Genomic DNA, 11,805 nt, shown 5'->3' on the forward strand with positions numbered 1-11,805 from the left:
TCAGTCCGCCTTCCGTGTGACAGAGATCCAAACATCTTGATCGTATTCACGCAGCAACTCGATGTCAGCCGAACGTAGATCACGCAGCGTCAGCCCGCCCGCGTCGATCCGCTCGATCAACTCAGTTAGTTCCGGGGGCACTTCGCTGGGGGCGTGCTCGACCAGGCGCTGTATGTCTGCGTAGGCGGTGAAAAAGGAGCGGATGACGGCGCCGTCGATGATCCGGCGCTCGAGGTGTCCGCGCATGTCCCGCAGCAACGCCTCCGCCTCCCGACGCTCCGCCGGAGCAAGGGCTACAAAACGCGCTGATGACACACTGCTTACCCGCGTGCGAGCCCACTCCGCCCAGACGTTCCGGATGGCGGCGGCGATGTCCTTGGCGCAGGTCTCAAGCGCCTTTTGAGCCTCAGTGAACACGCGGTCGACCGGAAGACCACCGCGCGACTTACTCTCGAAGCGCTCATACGCCCTCACCAACCCCGTCATGTCCACCGATAGCCCGGTGCGCTCGCTGAGCAGCCCAGCGATGCCCACCTGGCCGATGGCCTTCTCCAACGCGCCGCGGACTTCATCGATACGCCGAACCACACGCTCTTGCTGCGCTGCGTCCTTTTGCGCCTCAGCAATGTGCCGCGCCTGATTCTGCAGTTCGCGTGCCTTCTCCAACACCGATGTGCTCACGCTTGTCCCCCCGAAGCGTCCTGAGCGAGTTGCTGCCAGGCGTCCTTCAGCGCTCCCATTTGCTGCCTGGCGGTACTGGCCGCTGTCTGCCCGCGCGCTTCGGCGGCCTGCAACGCATCGCCGAGGAACGCATCTGCCGACTGCAGCAGTTGATGCATGCCAGATAGATGCGGATTTCTCAACGGCACGGCGCCCTGCAAAGCGGCCGCCAGCGCGGCAGGCCCCTCAAGGTCGTCCGTGAGCTTGGCCAGGTCGCGTTCCAGCGCTGTCAAACTGGCCCAGTCCGCGTCCTCGATCTGCCCCATGAGAGCCCGAATGGCCACGATGCGGCTGCCGCCTTCCAGCCCCAACTCCGCCGCTACCCGCAGCGCAGCGTCCAATTGGCTGAGCAGGTCCGCCGAACGCTCGCCCCGCGGGAAACACTGTCGAATGTCCTGCAGCAATGACACCAACTGCGCATGCTGGGCTGGCACCAGCACGTGCCAGCCTGCCAGCGACTGCGCCGCATCCTGCGCCCACCGGGGCAGGGCAATGCCGTTCAATTCCCACTGCTCGGCGGCCCGGCGCAGCAAGGGCAACGCCCGCGCTGCGTCAATGACCTGTACCGCGCCCATGCCCTGTCCCACGCCGAGCGCTCCGCGCAGCGTGTCGATCAGAGCCTCGCGCTTGGCCAGATGCGCGTTCAGGCTTCGCTGCCACATCTCTGTACGGGAAGAACTGTCGGGGCGCTGCCAGGACTGACCGAGATCGAAGGCGGCAGCGTGCAACTGCTCCACCGACATGTGGGGGTGGGCGTGGCCGGCGAGCGCTGCTCCCATCAGTGACACGCGCAAACCCGAAACAAGGTCGTCGTCACTCAGTTGGGCTTGAGCTGTGACCCGTTTGCGCAATACCTGCGCGTAACGGTCGGCCAAGCTTGCCAAGCGCACGACGTCCTGAGAGCGCACAGCCGTAAGAGTCTCAGCGTTCAGCAGGATCAGACTCTTGAAGAATTCAGAATTGGCGGCGGTGCGTTTGAAGATGACAGGTGAGTCATCCCCTGCCAGTGCCTGAGCGGCAGCTCCTTCAATGGAGACGGTGTTGGCGCGGTTCCCCCATCCTGCCTGCCCAGCGTCTGATACTCCGAGCGGCTTCACCGGCGGGTTGAGCCAGTCCTGACGGTAGACGGCCGCGCGTGATATTACTGAACGCACCGTCGAGGCTTCCGTTGTGGGCAGGCCATCACCTGTGCTCCAACTCTCCACCGCGTCCAAACGCTTCTGCAGGCTTCGCGATACTTCCGGCTCTCCGCGCCCTTGGGGGCGGTCCACCGCAGGCTCTGTGGGGGACGTTGTTCTGGCTGTCTGGGGGAGCCGTTTGGCGCGATCGGCGTCGATAGAAAGAGCAGGCAGGGAGAACGCGGTGGCAATACCGGGCTCCAGGTTGACGAGTTCGGTGGGGCTGTCGGCCCAAAATTCCAGGAGCTTTTCACGGCGAGCACCATCGGCCTGGTCGAGGTCATCGATCTGTTCGCGCACTCGGCCAGTGAGAGGAGGATCACCGGCGTCGCGATTGCTCTTGAAACGACCGCGGAACTCTTCGTCGGGGAACGAGCCCTCTTGGATGCTGTCGTAGCCTTCGGTCAGGACCGGAATTAGAGCTCGGCTGAGAATGGTCCGTGGCACGAAGGCGTGCGGTTGATCGGCAGGAGCGACCGCGTGGACGGTCCTGCGCAGAGCTGGTTGGTTGAACGGATAGAGGCCGTAGCCTTCGGCGGACGTGCCGAAGGCATCGTGGCATGCGGCCCGGACCGGGCACTTGTCGCACTGGTTGGGCACCTTCCCGGCGTGAGCCTCCAACTCCTTGCGGCCCACTCGGGCGGCGTTGAGGTAGCGGCCGGCGAAGGAAGCGATCGCCTCGATGCCGTCATCCTGGCCGTTCAGGACAAGGTCCAGGTTGTAGACATGCCCGCCGGTGGAGGCCTCGATCCGGGTGATAGCCGTTTCCGGCAGGTCGTGGAAATAGCCGCTGGTGATCGCCATGAGCGTGCGCATGGGGGCGAGTACGGTGCGGCCTTCGCGCTGCGATGTCTCGGTGATGGCGTCCAGCAGGTCGCGTTGGACTCCCTGGATCAGAGCGAAGTCCTCGATCAGCAGGACGATTTCTTTACCCTGCCGTGCATAGATCTCACGGACTTTCTTCATCGCATCCAGGATGCGTCCGCCACCGAGCGATGACGTGGCCTGCACGGATTTTTCCCAGTACTCGTTGAGCATACCCACGGCTACATCACGCATTTCTGGCTTGGACAGGAGCAACCGCAGCATGACCCGGGTGGGTGCGGCCACTCCGTCCATCGCGGACGTGACATTCAGTGGGAGGTGATCAACGGTGAAGTGGGCGGGGCGCTCGTCGTCCGTGTCGCGGTCGCTGAGCATGTGCTCGGCGAAGCGGGGGATGAACTCTTTTTCCTGCAGCATCTGATCTTGCAGGACGGGGTCCTGCAAGATCAGAGCCAATCCTTTGGGGCCGGCCAGTTGCCGCTGTCTGCCCCGTAGTTCGGCGGAAGTGGTCCCTGCCAGGGCGATCACCAATTCATTGACGAGTCGCAGAGCCAAGGCGGAGGCGTCGGTGCTGCTGGTGGACGCACGTACATCCGCGCGGACTTGGGCGACCTCTTCGTCGTCGACACCCTCCAGCAGCGACTCGATCACATGCCGCAGGCTGGTCTTGGACTTTTCAAGGTAGATCACCTTGCGCTTGTCCGAGGCCGGGAGCTTTTCCCGCACCCAGCGGACCAGATGGGACTTTCCGGAACCAGACTCGCCGACGACCGGCATCAGCACGGTCCCCGTCGCGGTCTTGCGCCGCAGGAAATCCTTCAGGACGTCCCTCTCACTGACCATCTGGCCAGTGTTGTTGAACGACCTGCCATCAATCTCAGCACGCTGGATCTGGAGACGCGTGTGCGTGGCCAGGAACACTGCAGAGGAGGCCACGACCGCTTCGGTCTGGATCGTTGAGATGACCCGCTCGATGTCCCAGCAAACGTAATCGCGCAGCTCAGGCATCGTCGCCCTCCAGCAGGGTGATGGATGAACAAATACGTGCGGAAGACCATTCCGGGTCATGCAGGTTGATCACCACGGAGGCGTCCGAGTCCTGGCCCAGCAACAGCCACCCCTCGTGCTCGCCGCGCATCAGGGCAAAGGAGAGGGCAGCACCTACCGCCTTGGGTGTATCAAGGGGGTAGCCCAGTGATGTAGCCAGTGCCCCGCCGGCCACCACGGGCAGGTGTCGGCGTAGCAGTTGCAGAACGCTCATGGAGTCGGTGGAGCGGCCGCGCTCGAGTCCATCGGTGAGCACTTGATGTACGGCGCGTGTGCAGTCCGGAACATGCCGGTTGGCGGTGTACGGCGCTGGCGCGATCAATCCCAAGGCGGTGCCCCACGCAGCAAAGGAGGGCCAGCGGGTGTCGTTGGTCAATACCAGTTCGCCATCCGGGGCGGAGCGGTTGTGTAGTTGATCGACGGTGACCCAGTTGAAGGACTCCTTGAACGGGTCCCTCGTCAGTATCCAGACAAGGACGCGGCGCATGTCTTCCGGCGGATCTGGCACCTCGCCCTCAACTCCCAAGACCGCCGCACGAGCGAGTCTCTGGAATTTGGCGTAGTCGTCAACGGTGATCTTTTCCAGCCCGCCGGCCAGTGACCACGTGCCGTCCTCGGATGCGACAGCCAGTCCCAGATCCCTCAGCGTGTTCAGCGCATGATGCACCGGGCCGGAGTTCTTCGCTTCTTCTCCGGGCTCCAAATAGACAGTGATCGTATTCTTGGGAAGAGATTTCCCTGTCGAAGCAAGGAAACGCACCACCGCCCAAAGAATGGCCGGGGACGGAGTGGGAGTATTGAGCAACTGCATAGTCAGAGACCTTTTCTCGCATGCTGCAGAGGAAGCGCGGTCACGTGCGTGTCGAGAAGAAGACGGCCGGGCCGTTCAGGATCTTCCGCCTGTTCGGGATGCAGCAGATAAACGGGCTCGCCCTCGGACAGGCGCGTCCACGCCTCGCTATCCACAACGGCTGCGTCTTCCTTCTCCACCCACACCATCAGCCCGCGGACCTCGTGCACCAGGCTGCCGTCGTAGTCGAATACGACGGCTGTCGATCCGGCCTCTTCCTGGATCGCGCACGCCTGGGTCGGGCTCAAACCGGGACCGCCGAAGTAGGACACCCCGACCCGTGCCAGGCGCACCAACAGGGGCATCAGTTCCGTGCGCCGCTCGTCGTCGCTGCGCCAGTACAGACACAGGCTCGGGCTGTAGGGGTGCAGCGCATGCAGCGGGGCGTCGCTGCGCGCCCACTCGGCGATGTCCGGGTCGGGGGACAGGGGCGTGCGATATAGCGTCCCGGGGCCTGCGGGCGGCAGACCCTGGCGGCGGCAGGAAGGGCAGCCGCGACATGCTGGCATCGTGAAATAGTCGTGGACCGTGTAGTACTCCACCAGATCATCGGCCAGGCACCGCCGACGCAAGAGCAGGCGCTCCATCAGTTGCAACGCGCTGTCCTGCGCCGTCTTGATGTCTTGACGCACCCTGTTGATCGCGTCGGCGAAGTAGTCGGGATTGTTTGTCTGCCCGTCCTTCAGAGCAACATCGACGAGATCGGGAGCCTGCTCGTAGAACGCGCTTAGACGTCGGTCCCACGTCTGGTCGTCCTCACCCGGCGTGCGCCGCGGGGGCGCGGGGGGCAGAATCTCGATCAGGCCGGCCCGTACCATGAAGTTGAGGATCTGTTCGTTCCAACTGCGGTGCCGCTTGTAGCCCTCGGCCAAGCGGGCCGGCCGGTGCGTCATGTCCAGCCGATACAGGGCGCTGTCGTTGCGAGGGCGCTGGAGGAACATGCCATCCCACCAGCGCTCCCACGCCGTGGGCGCGGAGATGAGTTTCTGCCGATTCAGGCTATGGGCAATGCCTCGGTCCGCCGGAGCTGTGGCGAGGTAGGCCAGGGAGGGGCTGCCGTCCCGCCCGCCGCGTCCGACTTCTTGGTAGTAGCGGTCCACTGTTTCTGGGAGGCAGGCATGGATCACCGTGCGCACATCGGTGAGATCCACTCCGAGACCGAAAGCTGACGTGCCCACGATGACGTCGAACTGCGTGGCAACGGGGATATCGTCGCTGCGGCCCGCCCACCCGGTCAACGCGGTGCGCCGCTCGTCTTCGGTGGAATCACCATGCACGGTGGCCACGCGGTGCAACCCGGCTTCACGCAGATGCTGTAGCCACAGCCTGGCGTCCTCACGCCGTGCGACATACAGAGCCATGGGCTTGGGCAGACGAGTGACTGCTTTCAGCACGGCCTCGGCCCGTTCCTCCTCGCCCGGGAAGGAGTCGATGAAGTAGGCGGGCTCCTGCCGCAACTCCGACGCCCACACCAACTTCGCCTGGCGCGGCCGGGCGAAAAGGTTCTCTAAGGTGTTCACCTGCTGCTGCGTGAGGGTGGCACTCATGGCTACGGTGCGCGGAGCCCGCCGTCGGCCAGCTGCGCTGATCCAGTTGCGCCGCTGCGCGGCCAGAGACTGAAACGCCGTGCGGAAATCGTTGCCCCACTGCTCGACCAGGTGAGCCTCGTCCAGAATCAGGTAGTGCAAGTGCCCTGCGCTGGCAGCCTCCAGCAGGGCTGCCTGCAACCCCATGGTCACGGCTTCTGGGGAGGCTACTACCAGGCCTTGACGTCCGGAGACGATGTCGTCGCGGATTTGCTGCTTGGTGGCGTCATCAAGCGAGCCGACATAGGCGTACCGGCGCTGGTTGGCCTGGGGGTTGCTGCGGCCGAGCAGGCTGCGGATACGGCGTTCCATGTCAATGGCCAACACCACGGTGGGAACCACGAGCACTGACACGCCGCCGTGGGCGCCGGCCAGCAAGCACGCGGCCAGAGCCACCGGTGTCTTGCCGTGCCCGGTGGGAAGACAGACGATCACCGTTTCCCCCGGCGGCATCATCGCCAGCGAACGCGCAGCCTGCTGCTGCCCCCGAGACAGGTAGTGGTGGTAGCCACTGGCATGGGTCCAAAAAGGGTCGGCGGGTGTGTGGTCCAACGCTCGCCGCATCTCAGAGTCGGTCCCCAAGACGGCGTGACGCACCTGGTCCAGTGCTGCCTTTTCGGCTGCAGTAGACTCCTGTGCCGGTGCCCACGGCACGCCGCGCAGCAAGACCCGCTCGCCGTCGAAGACCACGTCCAAGCCACCCTTGAGCCATTGCTCACGCGTCGGCAGTCCCGCCCCCAAGGGGACGGGAAGCGGATTGGTGTTGCCCAGTGCCTGGGCTCGCAGCAGGATTTGATGCGTCAACGTGACCACATCACGCCATCCGCACGCGCCGCTGCCCAGTCCGGCCAGTGCATCGCCCAGACGGCGCGCTGTGCCCTGGGCCTGCTCTGCACCTGCTGCTGGCCATGCCGCGAACAGGCGCCGAGCCTGCCCCCACTCGTCTGCGCTCATGCCTGCACGTACTCCAAGCCGCGCCGCACGACACACACGGCCGCGACGACACGGATCACGGGACGGGACAGTCCCTCGGCCAAGGCCTGCAAAATGGCTGCATCGGTGACCAGGCCCTCGGTGTCTCCCACCAGGTGTCCCGCAGCGCGCCGCGCCCCGCACTGGGCGTTGAGGACGGCTGCCACCTCCAACGCCTGCTGCTGGGCTTCTTCGCAGGTGGCCGCCAGATTCGTGTGCTGGTGCAAGAACTCCAGGGCCGCCTGCGAAGCCTCACGGGCAAAGGAGGAGGCAGCCTCCTGGCCGCCGAAGAGGCCGAAGTACTCATCAGCACGGGCGCTGTTGTAATTACGGTCACCGTTGTTCTTGTTGTACGGCTCGTTCAGCCACGCCAGTTGTGCCCGATTGGTCACCGTCCGGTTGGTACCTCCTTCCACCCAGATGCGGCGCACAAAGGGAGCCAGGATGCGGTCTGCCTGCCGACGCAGCGCACGCCCTGCGTGGGAGCTGTTCTCCACGCAGGACAGGGCGGTGGCAATATCGGCTTCGATGAGGAAGTCAAAACCGTAGTAAGGCTGAGGCTCCTCACCACGCGGCATGCGACGATCGATGCGGCGAAAGACTGCGCTTTGCCCGAGGTCGTCGTTGAGGATTGCTTCACTGAGCAGATCCACCAGCGGATTGCCCAACCGGAACAACCGGGTGCCAGGGTGGCGCAGCGCGGCGGAACGGTTGAACAACCCTGACGCCAAAGCATCGTCGGTGATCCGCTGCTGCACCCGTTGCCAATGCCGGGGCGCCAGCAAGGGATGTGCCGAGCGCACCGCGAATTGCACCGTCGGCGCACCATGAACCGACCGCGTCACGTGGGGAAGACGGATGCCTCCGCCGTCCTTCTCGGTGTAGTGCAACAGCGCCGACTGGAACTGCTTCCAGCCTGTCTCCGCATCGATCAAGGACGCCGGCACACTGCGCAGACCCTGGCCCGCGGCGTGGATGGACTCTAGAAGATCCATCTTGGCGATCTCCTGCTGCTCTGCCCGCAACTGACGCCGCACCTCTTCCCGCTGGACCAGCAGCCCTTCGGGCCCTTCGGCGAAGGCCTTCTCCCACACCCCGCCAAGGGACTGGGCGATAGCGTCCTGCAGCGTGGAGGTAGAGGTATCAAAGATCTGGTAGCCCTCGGTTAGTAGCGTCGCCCACGCCTCGGTGAAAGAGGCATCGCTCCCGTTTTCGTCTGCCAGACGGAACTGCCCTGCGGGCACGTCCTGTGCGCTCCCCTGCGGGCCGGGGTAGCGATCGACGCGCCCCAGTCGCTGCTCCAACTGGTTGGCGGACCAGGGCAACCGCAGATGAAACACACCGTCGGCCACCTGCAGGTTCAAACCATCCTCTGCGGAATCGTCCGCAACAAGCACCGCCTGCCCCGTAGCACCCGACCAGGCCGTGAGCGCATCCGCCGCATGCCCAGGGTCTTGGCGTCGGGTGTGCTTAGCCACTGTCAGACGACCAAAACGGCTGTCCAGATACGCGGCCAAGCGAGCGGCCAACTGCCCCGGACCGCAGAAGATGACCGACTTCTTCAAACGCCGCATCTGCGGCAGCAGGGCATCGACGAGCCCACGCAGGTCTTCCCGCGTAGGGGAGTGCTCTCCTTCTTCCAGGCCACTCAGCAGACTGCGCTCGACGGCCACCGCCGGGGCCGCGGCCAGCAGGGCCACCTCGTGCACGCTCAAACCGGCACGCTCTGCAGCCGCGGGGTCTGCATGCACGCGCCACCGCAGCACATCCACGACGTCGACGGGGTGCACCATCGCCCGCGCCGCCAGGACTGCCAGGACCATGCCGTAGGCGCTACTGCTGCCCGTGGCTGCCTGGTTGTCCAGGAGGTCGCGCACCTGACTCCACCAGTGCAGTACCAACTCGACACCGTCTTCGCCAGTACCCGAGGGAGCGGGGACGAGCGTGGGACGGGCCCGGCCGCGCACCGCATACGCCAGCCCCACTACCGCGGGATCGCTGCTCTCCCGCAGTACCGCCTCACGGCGGTGGCGGATCACACGGCGGTGGATTCGGTATGTCTCACTGAGATGAGCACGTACCTGCGCGACCCGATAGCTGAACTCGCCCTGCAACGAGGCATCCACCAACTCGTCCTCGTCATCGAGCAACGCCACGACACTTTGGGCGAGTTGATGGAAGCGCGTATCGGTGTCCGGGAGCAGCTTGGCGATGTCCTCCAGGCTGTCGCGGATCACGTAGTTCAAATCCGGATCCAGTGATTGGACACTGTCTGCCAGGGCCAAGCGCATCGCATAGCGCTGCTCGAACTCGGCTTGCTGGTCCCACCGGTACAGCTCAGGATCCAGCAGGTGCAGCAGTCCCAAATTGGTTAGGTAGTGCGACGTGGCGGGCGTCGCGGACAACAGCAGCAAACGTTCGGCCGAGTGCGCAAGCACGCACAGTTCCCGATACGGCGACTGCCGCGGGCCCGACTGCGCCAAAGCGTGCGCCTCATCCACGACCACGAGCGCAAACCCCTCATAGGCCTGCCACTTATGCGGAGTCTCATGCGAGGTGACGACCAGACGCTCCACCGGGAAGTCTCCAATATGGAACTTCTCCTGAAGTTCTTTCAGCCACTGCCGGCGAAGCGCCGCGGGGGAGACGACTGCGACTCGCGCAGTGGGATCGTCCAGCAGTACCTGCCGGATCACGAAGCCCGCCTCGATCGTCTTCCCCAGGCCCACCTCGTCGGCCAGTAGATACCGCTGGACGGGATCGGACAACACCGTCAGTGCAGCCTCTACTTGATGCGGGTAGAGTTCCACCGAAGAGGACAAGAACGCGCTCATCCCGGCGCATGCGCCACGTTGGCGCACCAAGGTGTGCAACATCGGCAAGCGGGCGTCACGGAAGGGTGCTGTGCTGCCCCCGCGCACCGCGAGATTGGCCACCGGATCCTGCACCGGACGATCCCAGCGGACATAAAGATCGTCCACGGGAACCGGGAGATCGTAGTCCGCGTTGGGGAACCGCACGATGTACTCGAGCGCGCTGGCATGAACGACACGTCCAGCATTCCAAGCCCCGCTGCGGCTCTTCCACCAGATGCGCTCCTCTCTGTCGAGGACCACCGGCCGCGCCGCGGCAGTCGCCTCCCATTGCGAGTGCGCAACCATAGTGATCGGCGATTCGAAGTAGTCGACGCGAAGGCGTTCTCCCTCGATCTCTCCGATCTTGCCGATCCCCGGTCCGCCCTGTACCCGGATGAAAGCCCCACGCCGGAAACCATTCGCGTGACCGATGTTCATGCTCTTGTCCCCCACCTACAGCGCGGCTCGCCCCTGGCGCAATGCCCCCAGATGCTATAGCCGCATACCCTTCACTATTTGATCACATTCTCTTAGGTTGTTGAACCCTTGAGGAGGTATTGATTCCGGCAGGGGTATAGGCGCCCAAAGGTGTAGCGTGCAACGGATGATAGGGGATGGAAACCCCCTCTCGTCACGGTTCCTGCAGGTTGGACGCCGCGGGGGCAACGCACCCCCGTCGGTAGGGAGAGGCGGTTCGTTCCGCGCTTACCTGGCCCGCGCCGACTACGCCCGGCCTACTGCGAGAGGTTGTGCCGCCCCGCCCATGCCTGTCGCTCCTCTGGAGTGGTGTGCGTAGCTTCCGTTGCCGCGGCGGCCCTCGAGCAGGCGGAGCAGACGTTCCAGGCCGCCGCGGCAGTAGGAACCGCGACGCGTCCCATGCAGGTCTTCTACGGCCTCAGTCAGGTCGGCCGCTGCCTGGGCCCTCAAGGGCGAGGACTGAAACCTCACCTCCCACGGGATCAAGGCCACCGGGTTCCACCTGTCCTTCCCCGACATCGAGATCCGCACCGACCCGCCCGGCACCCAGGGCAGCTTCGTGAAGGTCAGCGAAGTCCTCGACTCCCCGGTGTGGGTGAAGGACCCGGTGCGCCTGGAGGACGTGTGGGACCTGCTGCCTCTCTCACCGGTGCCCCTGCCGTCGGCGACCGTCGCTTGCCGCTGCTCGTGCTGCCGGAGGGCTTCCCCGTCAACCCCATCACCCTGACTGTGATCCGTGAACGCGCCCGGCGGAGGGGGCTGTTCATGAGGCCGGACACGGACCCGGTGGAGATCGTCGACATCGAAGAACTGGAGATGATCGAGGCCTTGCAGGAAGCATCCGGTCCCAGCCTTCTCGACATCCTGCGCAGCAAGCAGTCCGACAGCTTGCGCAACGCCGCCGTACGCGACCACATCCTGCACGTCATGCGAGTGCACCCCGACGCACCAGCCCGACACGGCGGGCTGCTGGACAGTGCCCTCAAGCCACTCGTCAACGCCCTGCCGCAGCCGCATCAGAGCCCATCCACGAGCTGATGGTCGGTGCTCCTGCGTGGCCTGCCGACCGGTTCGCCGCATGCTTCTCGGACAGGGACTTTCTGGCGCCGCTCACTCGCTCACGATCTCGATGAAGGACGGAGTTCTCATGGCCGCTTCCACCACAGCGTTCGGTGTTCCTGATCGATCTTTGTCGCCGTTAGAAGCCGTTGTCTTTCCGGATGTGGTCGTTGAGTTTCCGCTGATCAGGCATGGTGTCGGCATTGTTGCGGGAGAGTTCGGGCGTCTGGTTCGGT

General features: G+C 64.7%; 6 protein-coding genes. 1 reads left to right on the forward strand and 5 read right to left on the reverse strand.

Translation table 11 applies throughout. The annotated features are described in order from the left end of the window. The 5 genes from ACIRPX_RS44135 to dpdE are packed head-to-tail and all read right to left on the reverse strand — an operon-like array spanning position 1 to position 10,471. On the reverse strand, positions 1-681 hold the full coding sequence (locus ACIRPX_RS44135) for a hypothetical protein (protein ID WP_404205802.1): 681 nt from the start codon (positions 679-681) through the stop codon (positions 1-3). Then, positions 678-3,731: a protein DpdH gene (gene dpdH / locus ACIRPX_RS44140; RefSeq protein ID WP_404205803.1), complete on the reverse strand. Its 3,054-nt coding sequence runs from the start codon at positions 3,729-3,731 to the stop codon at positions 678-680. Before dpdH ends, ACIRPX_RS44135 begins: the two co-directional genes overlap by 4 nt. Beyond that, complete coding sequence (gene dpdG, locus ACIRPX_RS44145; RefSeq protein ID WP_404205804.1) at positions 3,724-4,581, reverse strand: protein DpdG; 858 nt, start codon at positions 4,579-4,581, stop codon at positions 3,724-3,726. The genes dpdH and dpdG overlap by 8 nt, the downstream gene beginning before the upstream one ends. 2 nt (positions 4,582-4,583) lie before the next feature. Further along, complete coding sequence (gene dpdF, locus ACIRPX_RS44150; RefSeq protein WP_404205805.1) at positions 4,584-7,160, reverse strand: protein DpdF; 2,577 nt, start codon at positions 7,158-7,160, stop codon at positions 4,584-4,586. Next, positions 7,157-10,471, reverse strand: coding sequence for a protein DpdE (gene dpdE, locus ACIRPX_RS44155; RefSeq protein ID WP_404205806.1), 3,315 nt, complete (start codon positions 10,469-10,471; stop codon positions 7,157-7,159). Before dpdE ends, dpdF begins: the two co-directional genes overlap by 4 nt. A 663-nt stretch (positions 10,472-11,134) precedes the next feature. On the opposite strand from dpdE, the gene ACIRPX_RS44160 reads away from it, so the two are divergent. Beyond that, positions 11,135-11,548, forward strand: a complete 414-nt coding sequence (locus ACIRPX_RS44160; RefSeq protein WP_404205807.1) for a hypothetical protein — start codon at positions 11,135-11,137, stop codon at positions 11,546-11,548. Positions 11,549-11,805 lie beyond the last annotated feature (257 nt).

The organism is Streptomyces sp. NPDC101225 (genome assembly GCF_044767585.1).
GTDB lineage: Bacteria > Actinomycetota > Actinomycetes > Streptomycetales > Streptomycetaceae > Streptomyces.

Coding starts and splice junctions, on each gene's coding strand:
- dpdH (WP_404205803.1), bottom strand. CDS start 3,731: ATGCCTGAGCTGCGCGATTACGTTTGCTGGGACATCGAGCGGGTCATC.
- dpdF (WP_404205805.1), bottom strand. CDS start 7,160: ATGAGCGCAGACGAGTGGGGGCAGGCTCGGCGCCTGTTCGCGGCATGG.
- dpdG (WP_404205804.1), bottom strand. CDS start 4,581: ATGCAGTTGCTCAATACTCCCACTCCGTCCCCGGCCATTCTTTGGGCG.
- dpdE (WP_404205806.1), bottom strand. CDS start 10,471: ATGAACATCGGTCACGCGAATGGTTTCCGGCGTGGGGCTTTCATCCGG.